Below are 20,560 nucleotides of genomic sequence, written 5' to 3' on the forward strand. Positions count from 1 at the left end.
CTTTGCTCTACGCGGGCCGCCCGGGGGTTGTAGCGGGGGGGGGGTTTTTGTGGGGGCGCCCGGGGGGGGGGGGGGGGGGGCCCCCCCCCCGGGCCCCCCCCCCCCGCTCCCCGTATATTCGCCCGTATCCGGTCAATCACTGGCAAGACGCTCGCGATACGGGAGAAGCCGTGGAGATCCTCGCCTTCGGCGTGCAGTCCGACGAGAAGCCGCTGATCGAGAAGGCGTTCGCGGGCGAGTGCGACGTCCGCTGCCTCGATGTCTTCCTCAACGAGGACACCGCCCCCATCGCGGCGGGCTACGAGATCATCTCCACCAGCGTCAATGCGACCCTCAACAACCGGGTCCTGCAGACCCTCGCGGCCGGCGGCACGCAGATGATCGCCCAGCGCTCCACCGGCTTCAACAACATCGACCTCCAGGTCGCCGAGCGCCTCGGCCTCACCGTCGCCCGCGTCTCGTACTACTCGCCCTACTCGGTCGCCGAGTTCGCCTGGACCCTCGCGATGGCCGTGAACCGCCGCATCGTGCGCGCCTCCAACCGCACCCGCGACTTCGACTTCCGCCTCGACGGCCTGATGGGCCGGGACATGCGCGGCCGCACCGTCGGCGTGCTCGGCACCGGCAAGATCGGTGAGGCGTTCACCCGGATCGCGCACGGCTTCGGCATGAACCTGCTGGGCTGGGACGTCGCGCAGAACCCCGCGTGCGTGGAGCTCGGCATGAAGTACGTCGAGAAGGACCAGCTGTTCGCCGAGGCCGACCTGATCAGCCTGCACGTCCCGCTGCTCCCGGCGACCCAGCACATCATCGACGCCGCCGCCCTGCGCACCATGAAGGACGACGCGATCCTGGTGAACTCCAGCCGCGGCGGCCTCGTCGACACCGAGGCCCTCGTCGCGGAGCTGCGCGCGGGCCGCTTCACGGGCGTGGGCCTCGACGTGTACGAGGCGGAGGCCGGGCTCTTCTTCCTCGACAAGTCCCTCGAGGTGGTCGAGGACGACACCCTGGCCCGCCTGGTCACCTTCCCGAACGTGGTGGTCACCTCGCACCAGGCGTACTACACCGTGGACGCGGTGGGGCAGATCATCGAGACCACGGTGCAGAACGTCCAGGACTACCGGGCGGGCCGCCGCAGCGGGAACGTGCTGGTCCCGGCGCCGCCCGCGGAGAGCTGACCGAGCAGCTCCCGCACCACCGCCGCGCCGCGCAGCGACAGCACCGACTCCGGATGGAACTGCACCCCCGCGAAGCCGCCGCCGCGCAGCGCGTGCACCTCTCCCGTCGCCCCGTCCCGGCTGACCTCGATGTCGTGCGCGGCCAGCTCGGCCGCCGCCTCGTCGTCGCAGTGGGCGACGAAGCTGTTGTAGAAGCCGACGGTCTCCGGGCGCCCGAAGAAGTCGATGCGGGTCTGCGCGCCCTGGTACGGGACGTCCTTGCGCACGATCTCCAACCCCAGCTCCGCGGCGAGCAGTTCATGCCCGAGGCAGACCCCGAGCACGCCCTGGCGGTGGCCGGCGATGACCTCGGCGGTGAGCTCGCGCAGCAGCCGCATCTTCGGGTCGGTCAGGTCCGCGGGGTTGCCGGGGCCCGGGCCGAGGACCAGCGGCCCCTCGTGGGCGCGCACCGCCTCGTGGAGCCCCCGGTCGTCGTAGCGCCGCACGGAGACCGTCAGGCCCGCCGAGCGCAGCACGTGCCCGAGCATCGCGGTGAACGTGTCCTCGCCGTCGACCACCAGGGCGTGCCCGGTCAGCTCCGTGCCCGGCTCCTGCATCCGCAGCCAGAACGGCGCGAGCCCGGCCCGCCGCCCGTCGAGGGCCGCCCGCACCCGGGGGTCGTCCGCGAGCGCGGGCCGAGCGGCCTCCTCGCGCGCCCGGCCGGGGCGCACACCGAGCGCGGCGAGCACCCCGGCCGCCTTCGCGTGCGTCTCGGCCACCTCGCCCGCCGGGTCCGAGCCGCGCACCAGGGTCGCCCCGACCGGCACCCGCAGCCGCCCCTCGCGGGAGATGTCGGCGGTACGGATCAGGATGGGCGAGTCCAGGGTCTGGGCGCCGCCCGCGTCCCGCCCCACGAGCGCGAGCGCCCCCGCGTAGTAGCCGCGGCCGCCGGACTCGTGCCGCTCGATCACCCGGCAGGCGTTCTGCACCGGCGAGCCCGTGACGGTCGCCGCGAACATCGTCTCGCGCAGCACGTCCCGCACGTCGAGCGAGGACTTGCCGCGCAACTCGTACTCGGTGTGGGCGAGATGGGCCATCTCCTTGAGCCGCGGGCCGATCACGACCCCGCCCCGGTCGCCCACCGTGCACATCATCTTGAGCTCCTCGTCGACGACCATGGAGAGCTCCTCGATCTCCTTGCCGTCCGCGAGGAAGTCCAGCAGGCCCTCGGCGGTGGGGCCCTCGGCCGGGTAGCGGTAGGTCCCGCTGATGGGGTTCATGACGACGGTCCCGCCGGACATGCGCACGTGCACCTCGGGGCTGGCCCCGACGAGGGTGCGGTCCCCGGTGTGCACGACATACGTCCAGTACGCGCCCCGCTCACCCTCCAGGAGCCGCCGGAACAGCGCGAGCGCGTCCGCCCTGCCGAAGCCGAGGATCTCCCCCTCGTACGTCCGCCGGATCACGAAGTTGGCGCCCTCGCCCCGCCCGATCTCCTCGCGCAGCACCCGCCCGACGGTCTGCGCGTACTCCTCGTCGCTCACGTCGAAGGCCCCGCCGGTGACCTGCACGTCATGGGAGGGAAGCGCCAACAGGGTCTCGGCGAGCGGGAGTTCGTGGGTCTCCTCGGGTGTCAGGGCGAGCAGCGGGGTGCCGTCGTCGCGCACGCCGAAGCCGCGCTCCCTGATCTGCCGGAAGGGGACGAGGGCGAGGCCCTCGGGGAGGTCGGCGAGGCGCTCGTACGCGTGCACGGGGCCGATCAGCACCTCCACCGTGTCGTGGTCGCGGCCCGGGGTGCGGCGGCGCAGCAGAGCAAAAGGCGTCTGCTCGCAGAGCAGTCGGTTGAGGGTGGTGGCGGGAGACGGGTGGGCAATGGGGCGGTCGTCGGTGAGGAGGTCTGACAGGTGCATCGGGTTCGGTTCCTTCCCGTGGAGTCCCGTTGGAGGGAGGGGAGAGGAACGGCCGCGGTGCGGAAAACACGGAAGGCCGCCCCTCGGGCGGCCTTCGCGAAGTCTGGGTACGCGCAGTCAGTGGGCCGCCGGGAGAGCGGGCCACCACCAGTTCTGGTGCGACGTCGAGATCGTCGTGAGTGCGGACATGGGGGAGACCCTACCCGACGTCGCGCCGCACCAGGGGGTCGAGCACGGAATCCAGGTAGGCGGCGAGCGGCTCCCCCGAGGGCAGTGCCGAGGGCACCGCGTGGGCGAGCTGGGTGTGCCCGAGGTAGACGCTGTACGCGTGCAGCGCCCGGCGCCGCGCCTCGTCCTCGGTGAAGCCCAACTCCCCGAAGAGAACGGCGACATATGCGATCCGCCGCTCCGTCACGCGGCGCAGGGCGGCGGCGACGCGGGGGTCGTCGGCGGTGGCGAGCAGGGAGACCACCAGGGGCTCGGCGGCGGCCGACTCCAGGGCGATGGCGAACAGCAGGCGAAGGCGTCGCTCGGGGTCGGGCTCGGCCGCCAGATCCGCGATCACGGCCTCCGTCTCGGTCTCGGCCCAGCGGGCGAGCGCCGCCTCGATCAGGGCGTCACGGCCCGAGAAGTGCCAGTAGAAGCTGCCCTTCGTCGTCCCAAGCCGGGTCGCGAGCGGCTCCACCGCGACCGCCGCGAGCCCGCCCTCGCGCATCGCGTCGAGCGCCGCGTCCGCCCAGTCGCGAGCGCTCAACCGGGGCTTCTTCGCGGCCTGTTGGGCCTTCGCCGCCTTCGTCGCCTTCTCGCCGGGCTCCTTCGACTGCCGTTGCACCATGACCGTACGGTACCGTATGGTCGACCATACGGCAGCGTATGGAGGTGTCCGATGGGGACGGTGCGCAACATCCATGAGCGCGAGATAGCGGCCCCGGCCGCCGAGGTGGGGGCCCTGCTCGACCGGCTCTCGGGCCCGGACGACCCGCTCTGGCCGAGCCCGGGCTGGGCCGCGATGCGGTTCGACCGCCCGCTCGGCGTGGGCGCGCGGGGCGGTCACGGCCCGATCCGGTACGAGGTGACGGAGTACGAACCGGGCCACCGCGTCCGCTTCGACCTCGACTCGCCGGGCGAAGGCTTCCACGAGCTGACGGTCGAGCCGCTGGACGGCGCCCGCTGCCGCGTACGGCATGTGCTGGAGGTCCGGTGGCGCGGCACGGACCGGCTGCTGTGGCCCACGGGCATCCGGCCGATCCACGACACGATGATCGAGGAGGTCTTCGACAACGTGGAGCGCGCGGCGGCGCACGGCCCGGCGCGCGCGGTCCGCTGGTCCCCCTGGGTGCGCCTGCTGAACCGGCTGCTCTGGCCGCGCGCCGAGACGGTCGAGCCGCCGCGGGCCGCCCGCCTGCTCGCCGCCGCCGTCGACCGGCCCGGCTACCGGGACGCGTACCGCATGGCGCTGTGGCCGGGCCAGCCGCGTGACCCCGCGGCCTGGTCGGGCATCCTGCGGGACGCCTTCCCTGTGCTCGCCCACGAGGGCGGGGAGCTGCTCCTGGACGTGAACACGGCGGGCCTGACGGCACGCGCCTCGATCCTGATCGAAGCCGGCGAGGCGGGAGGGGAGGGGCACGAGGGAGGCGAGGGGCGCGAGGGATACGTCACCCTCAGCACCGCGGTCGCCGCCGAGAGCCTGCGGGCGCGGCTCTACTGGGGAGTGGTCCGTCGGGCCCATCCCGTCATGGCCCGGGCCATGCTCCGCCGTACGCACCGGGCCCTCGCCCTGGCCGCCCCGGACGCCGCGACCCGGGCCGCGGGGCACGCGACGATCTGTTGAGCCCGTCTCATTTGGTGAGCAGTGGTCTGGACGGCGGATACGGCCCCGTAATGTTGTGGAGGTGACCGCTACCGCTAAGACCACTGAAGCCAGTGGCAACACCTGGCGAAACCTGCCCGCGGCGCAGCAGCCCGAGTACCCCGATGCCGAGGCTCTGCGCGAAGTCATCGCGGAGCTCGAGTCGTATCCGCCGCTCGTCTTCGCGGGCGAGTGCGATCAGCTGCGCGCCCGGCTGGCCTCCGTCGCCAAGGGCGAGGCGTTCCTGCTCCAGGGCGGCGACTGCGCCGAGGCGTTCGACGCCGTGTCGGCCGACCACATCCGCAACAAGCTGAAGACCCTGCTCCAGATGGGCGCCGTCCTCACGTACGCGGCCTCGGTGCCCGTCGTGAAGGTCGGCCGCATCGCGGGCCAGTACTCGAAGCCGCGCTCCAAGGGCACCGAGACCCGCGACGGCGTGACGCTGCCGACGTACCGCGGCGACTCGGTCAACGGCTTCGACTTCAACGAGAAGGCCCGCGTCCCCGACCCCGAGCGCCTGAAGCGGATGTACCACGCCTCCGCCTCGACGCTGAACCTGGTGCGCGCCTTCAGCACCGGCGGTTACGCGGACCTGCGCCAGGTGCACGCCTGGAACCAGGACTTCGTGAAGTCGTCCCCCTCGGGCCAGCGCTACGAGCAGCTCGCGCGCGAGATCGACAACGCCCTGAACTTCATGCGGGCCTGCGGCACCGAGCCCGAGGAGTTCAAGACCGTCGAGTTCTACGCCTCGCACGAGGCGCTGCTCCTCGACTACGAGTCGGCGCTGACCCGGGTCGACTCCCGCACCGGCAACCTCTACGACGTCTCCGGGCACATGGTCTGGATCGGCGAGCGGACCCGTCAACTGGACGGCGCGCACATCGAGTTCGCCTCGAAGATCCGCAACCCGATCGGCATCAAGCTCGGCCCGACGACGACGGCCGAGGACGCCCTGCAGTACATCGAGCGCCTCGACCCGGACCGCGAGCCGGGCCGTCTCACCTTCATCGTGCGCATGGGCGCGGACAAGGTCCGCGACAAGCTGCCCGAGCTGGTCGAGAAGGTCACCGCCTCCGGTGCCACCGTCGCCTGGGTCACCGACCCGATGCACGGCAACACCTTCGAGGCGGCCTCGGGCCACAAGACCCGCCGCTTCGACGACGTGCTCGACGAGGTCAAGGGCTTCTTCGAGGTCCACAAGGGCCTCGGCACGCACCCCGGCGGCATCCACGTCGAGCTCACCGGTGACGACGTCACCGAGTGCGTGGGCGGCGGCGACGAGATCTTCGTCGACGACCTGCACCAGCGCTACGAGACGGCCTGCGACCCGCGCCTGAACCGCAGCCAGTCCCTCGACCTGGCGTTCCTGGTGTCGGAGATGTACCGGGACCAGTAGGGGCCATATGCGGGGGCCATACGCACAGGTGGGGCGCGGATCCATGTGATCCGCGCCCCACCGGCGTATCCGGGGCTTTTGCGTCCCGGGGGTGCCGGGTAAGGTTAGGTTAGCCTCACCGATTAGTCGGGACGGCCTGACCTATCAATCCCGACGGGGAGGTGAACCGCGTGTTCGTCTGCAACTGCTTTGGTGTCACCGAGGCGCAGGTGAAGAAGCACGCGGAGGACGGTGCCTGCACCCCCCGCCAGATAGCGTCGGCCTGCAAGGCGGGCACGGACTGCGGTTCGTGCGTACGACGCATCCAGGCGCTGCTCGGCCGGGGCGCCTGCCCCCGCAGGGAGCTGCTCGACCAGGGCGAGCCGGTCGTCGCGCTGGCCCCGGAGGCCGAGCTCGCCGAGGCCGCCCGGCTGCCGGACGCCGCCTAGCTCACCGACTGCTGGCTCTCCGGCTGCTAGCTCTCCGGCTGCTCGATGAGCTGCGCGATGTAGAGCGCCTCGCCGAGCTTCTCGACCAGTTCGAGCTGGGTGTCGAGATAGTCGATGTGGTGCTCCTCGTCCTCGAGGATCGACTCGAAGATGTTCGCCGACGTGATGTCGCCCTTGCCGCGCATCACCTCGATCCCGCGCTTGAGGCGGTCGATCGCCTCCACCTCGATCTGCCGGTCCGCCTGGAACATCTCGGTGACGGTCTGGCCGACCCGCACATGGAAGAGCCGCTGATAGTTGGGCAGGCCGTCGAGGAAGAGGATCCGGTCGGTCAGCACCTCCGCGTGCTTCATCTCGTCGATCGACTCGGACCGGGTGAATTTGGCGAGCTTCGTCCAGCCGAAGTTTTCCTGCATCTTCGCGTGGAGAAAGTACTGATTGATCGCCGTCAGTTCGGCGGTCAGCTGCTCGTTGAGAAACTCGATGACCTCGGGGTCGCCCTGCATCGCAGAGGCTCCTTCCAAGCGGTTGACTGGCAGGTTCCGCGCATCCTCGCACCGCCCTTCGGAAGCCGTCCAGTAAGTGCACGCTTAGTAGGAGTTGCCCGAATCTTATTGATCTCTTTGGTGCGCGGGCCTCGTGGTCACGACCACTGCCCGGGGTCTGTCACGATGGAGACATGGGTCAGCCGGTGGATCGTGAATCTCGGAGAGCAGTGGAGCAGGACCTTCCGCCGGGACAGCGACTGCAGCGCGGCTGGCCGGTCACGCACTACGGCCCGGTGCCGAAGTTCCGCCCCGAGCGCTGGGAGTTCAGGGTCTTCGGTGCGACGGCCGACGGCGAGAAGCACTGCTGGACGCACGAGGAGTTCGCGGCCCTCCCGCACGCCACGGTCGTCGCCGATCTGCACTGTGTCACCAAGTTCAGCATGCTCGGCGCCGAGTGGGGCGGCGTCCCCGCCCGCGCCCTCCTGGAGCTCGCCCCGCCCGCGGCGAACGTGACGCACGTGATGGTCTGGGCCGAGTACGGCTTCAGCTCGAACCTGCGGATGTCCGACTTCGACTCCGAGCGCACCATCTTCGCCACCCACAAGGGCGGTGAACTCCTCACCGCCGAGCATGGCTTCCCGCTCCGTCTCGTCGTCCCGCACCTGTACGCCTGGAAGGGCCCCAAGTGGGTCCGCGGCATCGAGTACATGACGGCCGACCGCCGCGGCTTCTGGGAGGAGCGCGGCTACCACAACATCGGCGACCCCTGGCGGGAGCAGCGCTACTCGTACCAGGAAGAGCCCGGGGACGGCCCCGAGCTCTGAGTTCCTGATGTCCCCGTACGGGGATGTGTTCGCTCTCCCCGTAGGGGGCTGTGCTCAGTGGTGGTACTGGTGGACCACCGCGTGGCCCTTGCCGCGGCCGATCATCCACTTGTTGACCGGTGTGGTGAGGAAGAAGGCGATCACCAGTGAGGCGGCCAGGGCGCCCCAGAACAGCAGGTCGTCGAGGTGCGCGTCCATGGCGTTCGGCCACAGCGCGATCACTCCGTTGTCGATGATCTCCATGACCGCGATCGACAGGGTGTCCGCGGCGAGCGCCACCCGGAACGCGGTCCTGAAGTCGACGCCCGCCTTGAGGACGCCGCGCAGGGTGAGCGAGTAGCCGAAGAAGAAGGCCAGCACGATGGCCAGGACCATCGTCGGCATGTTCCCCCAGCCCAGGGCGGTGCCGATGATCATGCCGAGGACCTCACCGATGGCGCACCCCGTGAGGCAGTGGAGGGTGGCCTGCGCGGCCATGCGCCAGCTGACCTTGCCGGCTCCGTGTCCGCTGTGTGCGTGGCCTTCGTGCCCCTTGTGCCCCTCGTGGGTGTGTCCCTCGTGGTGAGTGTGGCCCGTGTGGCCGTCATGCCCCTCGTGGTGAGCGTGGTGCGCGTGCTCGGAGTGAGTGTCGTGCTGCATGAGAGCCCCCAACGTCGGATAGCGGTTCCTGCCGATGACAAGAACCGTATACCCCCTAGGGGTATTCCTCAAGGGCTTTCGAGAGCCCGGCGCCGACTCAGGCGGGTCCCCTCAGGTCCTTCAGACGTGCCACGTCCGCCGCGTGCCCGTCCTTGCCGCCGGGCGTCTCGATGACCAGCGGCACGCCCTCGGTGGCGGGGTGGGCCATCAGCTCGCGGAAGGGGCCGGCCCCGATGTGGCCGGTGCCGATGTTCTCGTGGCGGTCCTTGTGGGCGCCGACCACGTCCTTGGAGTCATTGGCGTGCACCAGCTTCAGCCGGCCCGGGCCGACCGTCTCCACCAGCAGGTCGAGGGTCTGGCGCATGCCGTCGGGGCCGGTCAGATCGTGGCCCGCCGCGAAGATGTGGCAGGTGTCGAGGCAGACCCCGAGCTTCGGATGCGCGTCCAGGGCCTCGAAGTACGGCCCGAAGTCCCAGGTCCGCGAGCAGAGCGAGGAGCCCTGGCCCGCGGTCGACTCCAGCAGGAGGTACGGGTCGTCGTCGTGGGTCAGCTCGTCCAGGAGCGGCAGCATGCGCTCGCGCACCTGGGCCAGGGCGGTGGCCCGCTCCCGGCCGCCGGTCGCCGAGCCGGTGTGCACGACGACGCCGAGCGCCCCGATCTCCCGGCCCCGGCGCAGCGAGTGGCGCAGGGACTCCACGGACTTCTCGACCGTCGCCTCGGTGTGCGAGCCGAAGTTGATGAGGTACGGCGCGTGCACATACGCGGGGATCCGCTCGGCGGCACAGGCGGCGCGGAACTCCTCGTCCTGCTTCGGGTTCCCGGGCGGGGTCGCCCAGCCGCGCGGGTTGGCGACGAAGACCTGGACGGTCTCGGCACCGAGCTCACGGGCGTACGAGAGGCCGACGGAGGCGAGCCCGCCGGCCACGGGGACATGGCCGCCGACGGGGTTGCGGGGCATGGAGTTGGGGGACTTGTCGCTGCTCACGGGCTCAAGGGTGGCATGGGTGAGGGGCACCCTTTCGAGTGCCCCTCACCGCCCGGTCCGCCGGGCCCGAACTGCTTGGTCCGCCGGGCCCGAACTGCTCGGTCTGGCCAAGCCCGTACCGTCCGACCTGGTCGGCCCGTACTACCTGATCTTGATCGTGATCGTCGAGCCCTTGGGCGCCGTCTCGCCGGCGTCCACCGACTGGTCCTTCACGGTGTCGCCGAAGAGGCCGAGCAGCCCCCGGTCCTCGTCCACGTCGAAGCCCGCGCCCTCCAGCTTGTCCTTGGCCTCGTCGACCTTCATGCCCTCGACGTCCGGGACCTCGATCATCTCCGGGCCCTTGGAGAGCGTCAGCGTGACCTTGTCGCCCTTGGCGAGCTCCTTGCCCTCCTCCGGGGACTGCCTGGCGACGGCGCCCTTGTCCTCCTCGGAGTTGATCCTCGTCGGGGCGATCACGACGTCGAGCCCGGCCTCCTCCAGGTCGGCCCGCGCGTCCGCCTCGGACTCGCCCGTCACGTCCGGGACCTCGATGGGGCTGCCCTTGCTGACGACGAGACGCACCGCCGTGCCCGCCCTGCGGGTCTGTCCGGCGTCCGGGTCCGAGCTGATCACGGAGCCCTGCGGGATCTCCTCGCTGAACGCCTTGGTGACCATGCCCGCGCCGAGCCCCACGTCCGCCAGCTTCGCCTTCGCGTCGGCCAGCGGCTTGTTCTTGAGCTCGGGGACCTTCACCGTCTCGGGACCGAGCGAGACGGTCAGATTCACCTTGCCGTTGTCACGGATGCGCGCGCCCGCCTTGGGGTCGCTGGCCATCACCGTGCCCCGCTTGTCGGTGTCGCTGTAGGCCCGCTTGACGCTCCCCACGTCGAGCCCGGCCTCCGAGAGCCGCTTCTTCGCCTCGGACTCGGTCTTCGCCAGGACCGGCGGGACCTTGGTGAACTGGCCGGAGTTGATGTACCAGACGCCCACGCCGATGCCGAGTGCGAGCAGCACGGCGGCTATCACGACGAGGACGCGCGGGCGCGGGGCGGGACGCCGGCCGCGACGGGGGCCGGGGGCCTCGGGCGGGCCGGGCGGTGGGGTGCGCAGCACGCTGGTGCGGTTGAGCTCCTCCTCGCCGGAGCCGGGCGCCCCGGGCGGCTCCGTGGGCAGCGGCAGCTGGACGGAGCGGGCCGCGCGCGGGATCACGGTCGTGCGGTCCTCGGCGCCGTCGTGCTCCGTCTCGATCGCCTGCGGCGGCACGGCGTCCAGCTGCGCGTCGGTCAGCGCCGCCCGGGCCGCGCGGACCTGGGCGAGCAGCGCCACCGCGTCGTACGGGCGGACGTCGGGCGTGCGCGCGGTGGCGGACGCGACGAGTTCGTCGAGCTCGAAGGCGAGCCCGGGGACGGCGGCGGACGGGGGCGGCACGTCCTCGTTCAGGTGCTGGTAGAGGACCTGGGCGGGGGAGTCGCCGGAGTGCGGCTTGGCGCCGGTCAGCATCTCGTAGAGGACGACCCCGCACGCGTAGACGTCGACCCGGGTGTCCGCGGTGCCGTACTCGATCTGCTCGGGGGCGAGGTAGGAGACGGTGCCGAGGACGGTGCCCGTGGTGTTCGTGACGGTGTCCACCGCCCGTACGAGACCGAAGTCGGCGACCTTGACGCGGCCGTCGTCCCCTATGAGGACGTTCTCCGGCTTCATGTCGCGGTGCACGAAACCGGCGCGGTGCGCGGCGCCGAGCGCGGCGAGCACCGGCTCCAGGATGTCGAGGGCGGCGCGCGGCTGCAGCGCCTGGCGCTCGCGCAGCACGTCGCGCAGGGTGCACCCGGCGATGTACTCCATGGCCAGATACACGTACGCGCCGTCCGTGCCCTGGTCGAAGACCCCGACCACATTGGGGTGCGAGAGCCGGGCCACCGACTTGGCCTCGCGGATGAAGCGCTCGACGAACGAGGCGTCCGAGGCGAGCGAGGGGTGCATCACCTTGAGCGCGAGCTCGCGGTCGAGGCGGGTGTCCACGGCCCGGTAGACCGTGGCCATCCCGCCGACCGCGATCCGTCCGTCGATGCGGTACCGGCCGTCGAGCACCTGCCCGACGAGGGGGTCCTGAAGGGTCGTGTCCACGCAGGGGAGTCTACGAGCCACCTCGGACACCGTTCCCCGCCCGGGCCCCCTCGGGGCCGGACTGCAGCCGAGCTGTAACGGTTGCGAGGGGGCGCGGGCGGGCCGCCGCGCGCCTCAGAACGCCGGTCGCTCCGGGGCGGGAGAACGCCGGTCGCTCCGGGTCGAGTCAGAACGCCGGTCGCTCCGGGTCGAGCCGGGCCATGCCCTCGCTCGGCGACGACGCCTCGGCGAAGTGCCGCCGCGGGATCCGCCCGGCCCGGTACGCGAGCCGCCCCGCCTCCACCCCGTGCCGCATCGCCTCCGCCATGAGTACGGGTTCCTGGGCCCGGGTCACCGCGGACGCCAGCATCACGCCCGCGCACCCCAGCTCCATGGCGAGCGTCGCGTCCGACGCCGTGCCCGCACCCGCGTCCAGGATCACCGGCACGCGCGCGTGCTCCACGATCAGCTGGAAGTTGTGCGGGTTGCGGATGCCGAGTCCGGAGCCGATGGGGGAGCCGAGCGGCATGATCGCCGCGCACCCCACGTCCTGGAGCTTGCGCGCGAGCACGGGGTCGTCATTGGTGTACGGGAGGACCGTGAAGCCGTCGTCGACCAGGGTCTCCGCCGCGTCCAGGAGCTCGACCGGGTCGGGCAGCAGGGTGCGTTCGTCAGCGATGACCTCCAGCTTGATCAGGTCAGTGCCGAGGGCCTCGCGCGCGAGGCGGGCGGTCAGGACGGCCTCGCCCGCGGTGAAACAGCCCGCGGTGTTGGGCAGCACGCGGATGCCGAGCCGGTCCAGGACGGAGAGCACCGAGCCCTGCACGCCCGGGTCCAGGCGCCGCATGGCGACGGTCGTCAGCTCCGTGCCGGACGCCACGAGGGAGCGCTCCAGGACGTCGAGGCTGGGCGCACCGCCCGTACCCATGATCAGGCGCGAGCCGAGGGAGAGTCCGCCAATGACGAAGGGGTCGTCTGCCATGGTGCGTCAGCCTCCCTGCACGGCGGTGAGGATCTCGATGCGGTCGCCGTCCGCCAGGGCCGTGGCGGGCCACTCCGCGCGCGGGACGACGGTTTCGTTGAGGGCGGCGGCGACGCCGGACGGTGCGGGGGAGAGGGCGGCGACCACGGTGTCGAGCGTGGTGCCCGCGGCGATGTCGCGCGCCTCTCCGTTGACGGAGACGGTCAGGGTCACTGAGGAGACGGTCATGCGAGTTGCTCCGAGAGGCGAGGGGTGGCCGGGGCGGTGGCGGTGGCCGGGGAGAGGGTGCCGAAGCGGCGCGGGGTGAACGGGCGTGCCTCGGCGGGCAGTTCACCGGTCTCCAGGGCATGCGCCATGACGTCGCCCGTGATCGGCGTGAGCAGCACGCCGTTGCGGTAGTGGCCGGTGGCCAGGTGCAGACCGTCCAGGGCCGTCGGGCCGAGCAGCGGGGCATTGTCCGGGGAGCCGGGCCGCAGCCCCGCGCGCGTCTCGGTGAGCGGCAGCTCCGTGATGCCGGGCACCAGCTCATGGGCGTCCCGCAGCAGTTCGTAGACGCCGCCCGCGGTGACGGTCGTGTCCCAGCCCAGCTCCTCGCTGGTGGCGCCGACGACCAGCTCGCCGTTCTCGCGCGGCACCAGGTAGACGTGGCTGCCGCGGACGACGGCGCGCACGGTGCGGCTCAGGAACGGCGCGTGGCTGCGCGGCACCGTGAGCCTCAGCACCTGCCCCTTCACCGGCCGCACCGGCGGCAGGACCCCCTCGGGGACGCCCGCGAGCCGCCCGCTGAGGCTGCCCGCGGCGAGCACGGTGACGCCCCCGCTCAGCTCGGTGCCGTCCGCGAGCACCACACCGGTCGCCCGGCTCCCCACGACCGACAGGCGCTCGGCCCAGTCGCGGTGGAAGACGACCCCCGCCCGCTCACAGGCCACCAGCAGCGCGGCGGCCAGTCGGCGCGGGTCCACCTGGTGGTCGCCGTCGACCCGGAGTCCGCCGCGCACACCCGGCGCGAGCATCGGTTCCAGGCGGCGGCACTCGCGGCCGGTCAGCCACTCCGAGGTGAGCCCCGACTGGCGCTGCAGGGCGTGGAGTTCGCGCAGATGGGCGCGGTCGTCGGCGTCGAGCGCGACGGCGAGGGTGCCGCAGGCGCGGTAGCCGAGGTCCTGCCCGGTCGCCTCCGTGAGCTCCGCGGCGAAGGCCGGATAGCGCTCGGCGGAGGCGACGTTGAGGCCGAGCAGCGTCTGCTCGCCGTAGTGGAGTTCGGTGACCGCGGCCAGCATGCCCGCCGCGACCTGCGCCGCGCCGCCGCCCGGCGCCGGGTCCACGACGGCGGTGGCGAGCCCGCGCTGCGCCGCCCGCCAGGCCGTGACCAGACCGATGATGCCGCCCCCGACGACGAGGACGTCCGCTGTCGTACGCGGCGGTCCGCTGACCTCCGCCGTACGCGGTGTCGTACGTGAATGCATGGGCGTCCAGCCCCTCCCTTCGCCGGCATGACCCGGATCAGGTTCGTACGGTCGGAGGCCGCTTCAGCCTCCCTCTCAGCCCGTTGCGCCCGGGCTCCCGCGAGTGCTCTGCACGGGCCACCCTAGCCCGTCGGCCCCGACGGCAGTAAGGGGAGCCGGTCGACGGCGGACAGTGACGGTGTGTCAGAGATCTCGTTCCCCGGCTCTGAATGCGGCGTCGGCGGCCGTCCTACAGTGATCGGGTGAGCGAGCAGCAGAGGGTCGTCGTCGTAGGCGCGGGCATGGCCGGTGTGCAGACCGCCGTGGCCCTGCGCGAACAAGGATTCGCCGGTGCGGTCACGCTGATCGGGGCGGAGCCCCACCAGCCGTACGACCGGCCGCCGCTGTCCAAGGCGGTGCTGCTCGGCAAGGCCGAGGGCTCGGCCTTCGACGTCGACTTCGAGGCCCTCGGGATCGAGGTGAGCCTCGGCCGCACGGTCACCGGGGTGCGTCCCGCGGACCATGAGCTGGACACGGCGGCGGGCCCGGTCCCGTACGACGTCCTCGTCATCGCCACCGGCGCCGAACCCATCCAGCTGCCGCACGCCGCCGCGGTCCCCGGCGTCCATCTGCTGCGCACCCTCGACGACGCGGAGCGGTTGCGTCCGGTCCTCGCCGAGCAGCACGACATCGTGGTCGTCGGGGCGGGCTGGATCGGCGCCGAGTTCGCCACCGCCGCGCGCGAGGCGGGCTGTGCGGTCACCGTCGTCGAGGCCGCGGACCGGCCGCTCGCCGGGGCGCTGCCCGCCGAGGTCGCGGCGCCCATGGCCGACTGGTACGCGGCCTCCGGAGCGGTGCTGCGCACCCACGCGCGCGTGGAGCGCGTCGAGGAGGGCGCCGTGATCCTCGACGACGGGACCCGGCTGCCCGCGGGCGCCGTCGTCGTCGGCATCGGCGCCCGCCCCGCCACGGACTGGCTCGCCGACTCCGGCATCGCGCTCGGCACCCACCGCGAGATCGTCACCGACGACCACCTGCGCACCTCGGAGCCCGACGTCTACGCGGTCGGCGACTGCGCGTCCTTCCCGTCGGGCCGCTACGGAGAGCGCCTCCTCGTCCACCACTGGGACAACGCCCTCCAGGGCCCGCGCACGGTGGCGGCCAACATCATCGGAGAGACCCCGGCGGCGTACGACCCGGTGCCGTACTTCTGGTCCGAGCAGTTCGGCCGCTTCGTCCAGTACGCGGGCCACCACGCCACCGCCGACGAACTGATCTGGCGCGGCGACCCGACGGGCCTGGCCTGGACGGTCTGCTGGCTCCGCGAGGGCACGCTGGCGGCCGTGCTCACGGTGGGCCGCCCCCGGGACCTGGCCCAGGGCAGAAAGCTGATCGAACAGGCGGCCCGCCTGGACCGATCCCTGACGGCGGACCCGTCGGTGCCGCTGAAGAAGGCCGTGCTCTAGCCGTGATCTGAAGGGCGCCCTACAGGGGCGCGGGGGACTGCGCGAGCAACCCCCACCGCCCAGGCGGCAGGAAACGAACCCTGGGCGGCACCCCCTAGGGACGGGCCGAAGGCCCGAACGAGTCCCCTCACCCCGAGGATGGGGCACCCGAAATGTCCGGCTGCCCCATCCCCGGTTCCGCCCTCCGCCAGGAGATGGCACGCTTGATCCGTGACCGAGATTGACGCAAAGACCGATGCTCTCGTCCCCGCCTGGCTCCACCTCCCCGACATCGCGGAGATGCTCGACGTCGAGGTGACGCGCGTGCGGCAGCTGGTCAAGGAGGGCCAGCTGATCGCCGTACGCCGTGGAGAGAACCGCACGCTCCAGGTGCCGGCCGCCTTCATCGACGGCGACAAGGTCGTCAAGGGCCTCGTCGGCACTCTGACGCTCCTGCGGGACGACGGTTTCACCGACGAAGAGGCCCTGGAGTGGCTCTTCACCCCCGACCCGACCCTGCCCGGCACCCCCGCGCAGGCCCTGAGCGAGAATCGCGGCACGGAGGTGAAGCGCCGCGCTCAGGCGCTCGCCGTTTGATCCGAACCTGAACACACCGCCCGGCGTACGGGCCGCGCTTCCGCGTGGAAGACGGCCCGTGCGCCACTGACACGGACACCGACAACGGGGGGACCTCTTCATGGCCACCAAGCCCGCGGCCGCACGGCTCGCCGACGCCCGGCTCTACCTGTGCGTGGACGCGCGCAAGCGCCAGGGCGACCTCCCCGAGTTCCTGGATGCCGTCCTGGCGGGCGGCGTCGACATCGTGCAGCTGCGCGACAAGGGCATGGAGGCCGCCGAGGAGCTGGAGCACCTCCAGGTCTTCGCGGACGCCGCCCGCCGCCACGGCAAGCTCCTCGCGGTGAACGACCGCGCGGACGTCGCCCACGCGATCGGCGCCGACGTGCTGCACCTGGGCCAGGGCGACCTGCCCGTCCCCGCGGCCCGCGCCATCCTCGGCGCCACCAGCGACGACGTCCTCGTCGGCCGCTCCACGCACGCCGAGTCCGAGGCCGCCGCGGCCGCCGTCCAGGAGGGCGTGGACTACTTCTGCACCGGCCCCTGCTGGCCGACGCCCACCAAGCCGGGGCGGCACGCCCCGGGGCTCGACCTGGTCCGCTACACGGCGTCCCTGGGCACGGACCGCCCCTGGTTCGCGATCGGCGGCATCGACGCGGGCAACCTGGACGAGGTCGTCGAAGCGGGCGCCCGCCGCGTCGTCGTGGTGCGCGCCATCACGGAGGCGGACGACCCGGGTGCCGCGGCCGCGGAGTTCGCGAAGCGCCTGCGCGAGCTCTGAGCGCGACCGGACCCACGCGCGGTTGCCGCCGCCTGTCCCCCCCCGCCCGAACTGAACGGACCCTGAACGTGCTGGCCGGGAAGGCTCGTACTCCTGTCCGCAAGGTGGACGGGGATTAGGGGCGGCCGGAATCTGTCAGTAACCTGCCGGTATGGCCTTTGGCACCGCTTCCACCTGGACTGATCGCGCCCGCACCGTGCGGGACATGCTCGCGACCGGCAACGCGACGTACTCGTTCGAGTTCTCCGCGCCGAAAACCCCCAAGGGCGAGCGCAACCTGTGGAACGCGCTGCGCCGGGTCGAGGCCGTCACGCCCGACTTCGTCTCCGTCACCTACGGGGCCGGTGGCTCCACGCGCGCGGGCACCGTCAAGGAGACCCAGCAGATCGTCGCCGACACGACGCTCACGCCGGTCGCCCACATCACCGCCGTCGAACACTCGGTCGCCGAGCTGCGCAACATCATCGGCCAGTACGCCGATGCGGGGATCCGGAACATGCTCGCCGTGCGCGGAGACCCGCCGGGCGACCCGATGGGCGAGTGGGTCGCGCACCCCCAGGGACTCACGTACGCGGCCGAACTCGTCGAACTGATCAAGGAATCCGGCGACTTCTGCGTCGGCGTCGCGGCCTTCCCGGCCATGCACCCGCGGTCGGCCGACTGGGACACCGACGTGCGGCACTTCGTCGACAAGTGCCGGGCCGGCGCGGACTACGCGATCACGCAGATGTTCTTCCACCCCGAGGAATATCTGCGCCTGCGCGACCGGGTGGCGGCCGCGGGCTGTGACACCCCGATCATCCCGGAACTGATGCCGGTGACCAACGTGCGCCAGCTCGAACGACTGCCGCAGCTCAGCAACGCGTCGTTCCCGCCCGAGCTGAAAGAGCGCATCCTCACAGCCAAAGACGATCCGGCCGCTGTACGCTCCATTGGCATCGAGTTCGCGACGGAGTTCTGCGCGCGGCTGCTGGCCGAGGGTGTGCCGGGGCTGCACTTCATCACGCTCAACAACTCCACGGCGACGCTGGAAATCTACGAGAACCTGGGCCTGCACCACCAGCGGGCCTGACCGGCCGTATCCACGCACGGGGCGGCGGCCGTAGGGGAGAGGGGCGTACATGGGCTGGACGGTCCTCTACATCGCGTTCGGATTCGTCGCGCTGTGGCTGCTGGGTGAGGTGCTGCTGCAGTACAAGGCGCGCCTTCGGTGGCGGCTGCTCGCCTTCGTCGGCTTCCTCGGCGTGGTCATCGGTGTGCTGATGCCGTCGGTGGTGGTCATCGCGATCGGCGCGATCGCGTTCGCGACCGGACAGACGTACGTGACGCTGTCGTTCCGCCGTGGCTTCTCCACGGGCTGGGCCCTCGGCGGCGCCCCCGGCCTCAGCAAGCGGCGCCGGCAGGGTGGCCGCGGCGCACCGACGGCGGACCCGACGCTCGAGGTCTCCGATCTCGAGTACGAGACGCCGCCCCTCCCGGAGGGCCCCCCGGCCCACGACCCGAACACCGTCTTCGAACCGCAGCCGATGCCCGACGACACCGGCCAGTACGGCGTCTACGCCGACGCCTCGTACTCGGCCCCGGCCGCCCCGGTCGGCGCCTACGGCAACGGCTACGAGGACCCGTACGCGGGTTATGACCAGCAGCAGTTCGGCTATGACGCGCCGGGTCAGCAGCAGTACGCCGCCTACTCCGACCCCTACATCGGGACGCAGGGCTACAGCGCCCAGCCGTCCTTCGACACCTACGGCGACCAGCAGCAGTACGCCCCCTACGGCGACGGCTACGGGGGAGCGGGCTACAGCGAGACCCCGCCCGGCGGCGTCTGGGTCCCCCAGCAGCGCACCGGCGAGGACACCTACGGCGGCGAACTCCCGCCGGAGCAGCCCTACCCGTACCAGAACGGCACGGGGACGGACGGGCACGGGACGCCGTACGGCAGCAACGCTCACGACGTGGGCTACAACGAGCAGTACCGGTACTGACCCGGTAAGCGAGCAGTACGGGTACTGCCCGGTACCGGTACTGGCCCGGCCGCCTCGGGCTCCGCCCGCCAGCCCTCACTGCGAGCCGCGGAACTCCGGCCCCTCCACGATCAGCCCGGCGACCAGCGTGCCCGACATGCCCGCGTGCGGAAGCCCGCCGCCCGGGTGCGCCCAGCCACCGACCGCGTAGAGCCCTCGCACGCGCGTGCCGTTGGCCGGGTGGAGCAGTCGGCCGCCCGCCGCGGCGAGCGCCGGGGCAGGGATCGCGCCACCCTCGGCGCCGGTGGCCGCCTCGACGTCGGCGGGCGTGCGCACCTCGCGCCACAGCAGCCGCTCGCGCAGACCGGGAAGCACGGCCTCCGCGCGCGCGACGAGCCGGTCCGCGTCGGCCTCCGTGACCGGGGCGCCCGCGGGCACCGTGGCCGTGAGCGTCACCGCTTCGTGGTTCGCGTCCGGTGTGCGCGTCGGGTCCTCCGGGCGCAGCACCTCGACCGTGGGTTCCACGGGGACCGCCGGCCGCTGGCCGAACAGCTGGTCCAACTCGCCCTCGCGGTCGGTGGTGTGGAGCACCGCCCGCTGCGGGGTGTCCTCGGGGCGGGGGCCGCGCAGGGCGAGCAGGACGGAGAGGCGGCTGGTGCGCGGGCGCTGGGCGGGCACCTCACCCTCCGGCCGTACATCGGTCCCGGGCAGCAGCCCGGCGAGCACGCCGGGGGCGACTCCGGCGACGACGAAGTCCGCCTCCACGAACCGGGAGTCCGCGAGCTCGACGCCCGCCGCGCGGCCGTCCTTCTCCACGATCCGGGTGACCGGGGAGCCGAACGCGAACTCCACCCGCCGGGCCAGACAGCGCTCGTACACGGCCTCGGCGAGAGCACGGGTGCCACCGCGCACGGCCCAGGCGCCGAAGGTCTGCTCCATGTACGGCAGGACGGCGGCGCTCGCCGGAGTCGCGTGCGGATCGAGGCCGTACGCGAGCGCGTACTGCTCGAGGAGGGCGCGCAGGCGGCTGTCCCCGCCCAGCTCCCACTCGGCGATCTCGCCCAGCGTGGCGGCCCGTCGCTCGCGGCGCAGCAGCCGCTTCTGGGGGACCGAGGGGTAGGGCTCGCGGTCGGCCAGCACCTGCCAGTTCGGCCAGAGGGGCTCCTCCAGGAGGGGGCGGCGGGTGCGGTCCCATGCCTCACGCGCGCGGTTCATGAACGCCGACCAGAGGGCGCCCGCGCCCGCTCCGAGGGCCGCGTCGAGTGCGTCGCTCACGCCCGCCCGGGAGGCATTCGGCAGGTCGACGGCCGTGCCGTCCCCGAAGACGTGGCGCACGGCGGGCTCCACCTGGGTCAGCTCGACGCACTTCTCCAGGGGCTCCTTGCCCGTCTTCACGAACAAGTCGCGGTAGACCGCGGGGAGTTGGAGCAGGGCGGGGCCCGTGTCGAAGCGGAACCCGGCGCGCTCGACGCGGCCGACCGCCCCGCCGAACGTCTCCGCGCGCTCGTGCACCACCACCCGGTGGCCCGCGACGGCCAGCCGGGCCGCGGCCGCCATCGCGCCCATCCCGGAGCCGATCACCACAATCCGTGCCATGTCAGGGACTGTATCG

Annotated in this window: 20 protein-coding genes and 1 riboswitch; of the genes, 10 read left to right on the forward strand and 10 right to left on the reverse strand. The window is 72.2% G+C overall.

Features of this window, described 5'->3' with window-relative positions; all coding sequences use genetic code 11:
* Nucleotides 1-170: 170 nt before the first annotated feature.
* Nucleotides 171-1,178 carry a 2-hydroxyacid dehydrogenase gene (locus ACFWYM_RS26110; protein ID WP_384841947.1) on the forward strand — a complete coding sequence of 336 codons (1,008 nt, stop codon included), beginning with the start codon at nt 171-173 and terminating at the stop codon, nt 1,176-1,178.
* Here ACFWYM_RS26110 and ACFWYM_RS26115 read toward each other — a convergent pair.
* Together ACFWYM_RS26115 and ACFWYM_RS26120 are read right to left on the reverse strand one after the other, a co-directional pair.
* The gene (locus tag ACFWYM_RS26115) at nt 1,118-3,067 is read right to left on the reverse strand and encodes an anthranilate synthase family protein (protein WP_384841950.1); all 1,950 of its coding nucleotides are present in this window, start codon (nt 3,065-3,067) and stop codon (nt 1,118-1,120) included. The two genes, ACFWYM_RS26110 and ACFWYM_RS26115, sit on opposite strands and share 61 nt — an antisense overlap.
* Before the next feature lie 199 nt (nt 3,068-3,266).
* Complete coding sequence (locus ACFWYM_RS26120) at nt 3,267-3,902, reverse strand: TetR/AcrR family transcriptional regulator (RefSeq protein WP_384841953.1); 636 nt, start codon at nt 3,900-3,902, stop codon at nt 3,267-3,269.
* Nucleotides 3,903-3,953: 51 nt separating this feature from the next.
* On the opposite strand from ACFWYM_RS26120, the gene ACFWYM_RS26125 reads away from it, so the two are divergent.
* The 3 genes from ACFWYM_RS26125 (at nt 3,954) to ACFWYM_RS26135 (ending at nt 6,740) form a co-directional block, all read left to right on the forward strand.
* Complete coding sequence (locus tag ACFWYM_RS26125; RefSeq protein WP_384841956.1) at nt 3,954-4,898, forward strand: SRPBCC family protein; 945 nt, start codon at nt 3,954-3,956, stop codon at nt 4,896-4,898.
* A 61-nt stretch (nt 4,899-4,959) separates the two neighbouring features.
* Nucleotides 4,960-6,312, forward strand: coding sequence for a class II 3-deoxy-7-phosphoheptulonate synthase (locus tag ACFWYM_RS26130; RefSeq protein ID WP_384841959.1), 1,353 nt, complete (start codon nt 4,960-4,962; stop codon nt 6,310-6,312).
* Between the two features lie 161 nt (nt 6,313-6,473).
* A complete protein-coding gene (locus ACFWYM_RS26135; protein WP_384841962.1) occupies nt 6,474-6,740 on the forward strand; it encodes a bacterioferritin-associated ferredoxin in 267 nt (88 codons plus the stop codon).
* Between the two features lie 26 nt (nt 6,741-6,766).
* Here ACFWYM_RS26135 and bfr read toward each other — a convergent pair whose 3' ends face one another.
* Entirely contained in the window at nt 6,767-7,246 is a 480-nt protein-coding gene (gene bfr / locus ACFWYM_RS26140) for a bacterioferritin (protein ID WP_384841964.1), read from the reverse strand.
* A 173-nt stretch (nt 7,247-7,419) separates the two neighbouring features.
* Between bfr and ACFWYM_RS26145 the strand changes: the two genes are divergently transcribed.
* Nucleotides 7,420-8,052: a sulfite oxidase-like oxidoreductase gene (locus ACFWYM_RS26145; RefSeq protein WP_384841967.1), complete on the forward strand. Its 633-nt coding sequence runs from the start codon at nt 7,420-7,422 to the stop codon at nt 8,050-8,052.
* Nucleotides 8,053-8,106: 54 nt separating this feature from the next.
* Here the strand turns inward: ACFWYM_RS26145 and ACFWYM_RS26150 are convergent, their stop codons facing one another.
* The 6 genes from ACFWYM_RS26150 to thiO all read right to left on the reverse strand — a co-directional run bounded on the left by ACFWYM_RS26150 (nt 8,107) and on the right by thiO (nt 14,203).
* A complete protein-coding gene (locus tag ACFWYM_RS26150) occupies nt 8,107-8,691 on the reverse strand; it encodes a DUF4396 domain-containing protein (protein WP_384841970.1) in 585 nt (194 codons plus the stop codon).
* Between the two features lie 97 nt (nt 8,692-8,788).
* The gene (locus ACFWYM_RS26155) at nt 8,789-9,649 is read right to left on the reverse strand and encodes a deoxyribonuclease IV (protein ID WP_384842274.1); all 861 of its coding nucleotides are present in this window, start codon (nt 9,647-9,649) and stop codon (nt 8,789-8,791) included.
* A gap of 168 nt (nt 9,650-9,817) precedes the next feature.
* Nucleotides 9,818-11,779 (reverse strand): Stk1 family PASTA domain-containing Ser/Thr kinase, encoded by a 1,962-nt coding sequence (pknB, locus tag ACFWYM_RS26160; protein ID WP_384841972.1) that lies wholly within the window; start codon nt 11,777-11,779, stop codon nt 9,818-9,820.
* 166 nt (nt 11,780-11,945) lie between these two features.
* Nucleotides 11,946-12,740: a thiazole synthase gene (locus ACFWYM_RS26165; RefSeq protein WP_384841975.1), complete on the reverse strand. Its 795-nt coding sequence runs from the start codon at nt 12,738-12,740 to the stop codon at nt 11,946-11,948.
* A gap of 6 nt (nt 12,741-12,746) precedes the next feature.
* A complete protein-coding gene (gene thiS / locus ACFWYM_RS26170) occupies nt 12,747-12,947 on the reverse strand; it encodes a sulfur carrier protein ThiS (protein ID WP_384842277.1) in 201 nt (66 codons plus the stop codon).
* A gap of 17 nt (nt 12,948-12,964) precedes the next feature.
* Nucleotides 12,965-14,203, reverse strand: a complete 1,239-nt coding sequence (gene thiO / locus ACFWYM_RS26175) for a glycine oxidase ThiO (protein WP_384841977.1) — start codon at nt 14,201-14,203, stop codon at nt 12,965-12,967.
* Nucleotides 14,201-14,314, reverse strand: a riboswitch (TPP riboswitch). It overlaps the preceding gene by 3 nt.
* 98 nt (nt 14,315-14,412) lie before the next feature.
* On the opposite strand from thiO, the gene ACFWYM_RS26180 reads away from it, so the two are divergent.
* The 5 genes from ACFWYM_RS26180 (at nt 14,413) to ACFWYM_RS26200 (ending at nt 18,969) form a co-directional block, all read left to right on the forward strand.
* Nucleotides 14,413-15,648: an NAD(P)/FAD-dependent oxidoreductase gene (locus ACFWYM_RS26180; protein WP_384841980.1), complete on the forward strand. Its 1,236-nt coding sequence runs from the start codon at nt 14,413-14,415 to the stop codon at nt 15,646-15,648.
* A 210-nt stretch (nt 15,649-15,858) separates the two neighbouring features.
* Complete coding sequence (locus ACFWYM_RS26185; protein WP_289951915.1) at nt 15,859-16,224, forward strand: Rv2175c family DNA-binding protein; 366 nt, start codon at nt 15,859-15,861, stop codon at nt 16,222-16,224.
* Between the two features lie 100 nt (nt 16,225-16,324).
* The gene (gene thiE / locus ACFWYM_RS26190; RefSeq protein ID WP_384841984.1) at nt 16,325-16,984 is read left to right on the forward strand and encodes a thiamine phosphate synthase; all 660 of its coding nucleotides are present in this window, start codon (nt 16,325-16,327) and stop codon (nt 16,982-16,984) included.
* 151 nt (nt 16,985-17,135) lie between these two features.
* Nucleotides 17,136-18,056, forward strand: a complete 921-nt coding sequence (gene metF, locus ACFWYM_RS26195; RefSeq protein ID WP_384841987.1) for a methylenetetrahydrofolate reductase [NAD(P)H] — start codon at nt 17,136-17,138, stop codon at nt 18,054-18,056.
* Nucleotides 18,057-18,105: 49 nt separating this feature from the next.
* Nucleotides 18,106-18,969, forward strand: coding sequence for a hypothetical protein (locus ACFWYM_RS26200; RefSeq protein ID WP_384841990.1), 864 nt, complete (start codon nt 18,106-18,108; stop codon nt 18,967-18,969).
* A gap of 75 nt (nt 18,970-19,044) precedes the next feature.
* On the opposite strand, the gene ACFWYM_RS26205 is transcribed toward ACFWYM_RS26200, so the two are convergent.
* Complete coding sequence (locus ACFWYM_RS26205) at nt 19,045-20,544, reverse strand: phytoene desaturase family protein (RefSeq protein ID WP_384841992.1); 1,500 nt, start codon at nt 20,542-20,544, stop codon at nt 19,045-19,047.
* Nucleotides 20,545-20,560 lie beyond the last annotated feature (16 nt).

It is taken from the genome of Streptomyces sp. NPDC059009 (genome assembly GCF_042740175.1).
Lineage (GTDB): Bacteria > Actinomycetota > Actinomycetes > Streptomycetales > Streptomycetaceae > Streptomyces.

Bases quoted from the DNA above. Each gene is read 5' to 3' on its own strand.
- thiO (WP_384841977.1), bottom strand. From the start codon at position 14,203: ATGCATTCACGTACGACACCGCGTACGGCGGAGGTCAGCGGACCGCCG.
- ACFWYM_RS26155 (WP_384842274.1), bottom strand. From the start codon at position 9,649: ATGCCCCGCAACCCCGTCGGCGGCCATGTCCCCGTGGCCGGCGGGCTC.
- ACFWYM_RS26125 (WP_384841956.1), top strand. From the start codon at position 3,954: ATGGGGACGGTGCGCAACATCCATGAGCGCGAGATAGCGGCCCCGGCC.
- ACFWYM_RS26145 (WP_384841967.1), top strand. From the start codon at position 7,420: ATGGGTCAGCCGGTGGATCGTGAATCTCGGAGAGCAGTGGAGCAGGAC.
- metF (WP_384841987.1), top strand. From the start codon at position 17,136: ATGGCCTTTGGCACCGCTTCCACCTGGACTGATCGCGCCCGCACCGTG.
- thiE (WP_384841984.1), top strand. From the start codon at position 16,325: ATGGCCACCAAGCCCGCGGCCGCACGGCTCGCCGACGCCCGGCTCTAC.
- ACFWYM_RS26180 (WP_384841980.1), top strand. From the start codon at position 14,413: ATGCGGCGTCGGCGGCCGTCCTACAGTGATCGGGTGAGCGAGCAGCAG.
- ACFWYM_RS26165 (WP_384841975.1), bottom strand. From the start codon at position 12,740: ATGGCAGACGACCCCTTCGTCATTGGCGGACTCTCCCTCGGCTCGCGC.
- ACFWYM_RS26115 (WP_384841950.1), bottom strand. From the start codon at position 3,067: ATGCACCTGTCAGACCTCCTCACCGACGACCGCCCCATTGCCCACCCG.
- ACFWYM_RS26205 (WP_384841992.1), bottom strand. From the start codon at position 20,544: ATGGCACGGATTGTGGTGATCGGCTCCGGGATGGGCGCGATGGCGGCC.
- bfr (WP_384841964.1), bottom strand. From the start codon at position 7,246: ATGCAGGGCGACCCCGAGGTCATCGAGTTTCTCAACGAGCAGCTGACC.
- ACFWYM_RS26120 (WP_384841953.1), bottom strand. From the start codon at position 3,902: ATGGTGCAACGGCAGTCGAAGGAGCCCGGCGAGAAGGCGACGAAGGCG.
- ACFWYM_RS26150 (WP_384841970.1), bottom strand. From the start codon at position 8,691: ATGCAGCACGACACTCACTCCGAGCACGCGCACCACGCTCACCACGAG.
- ACFWYM_RS26200 (WP_384841990.1), top strand. From the start codon at position 18,106: ATGGGCTGGACGGTCCTCTACATCGCGTTCGGATTCGTCGCGCTGTGG.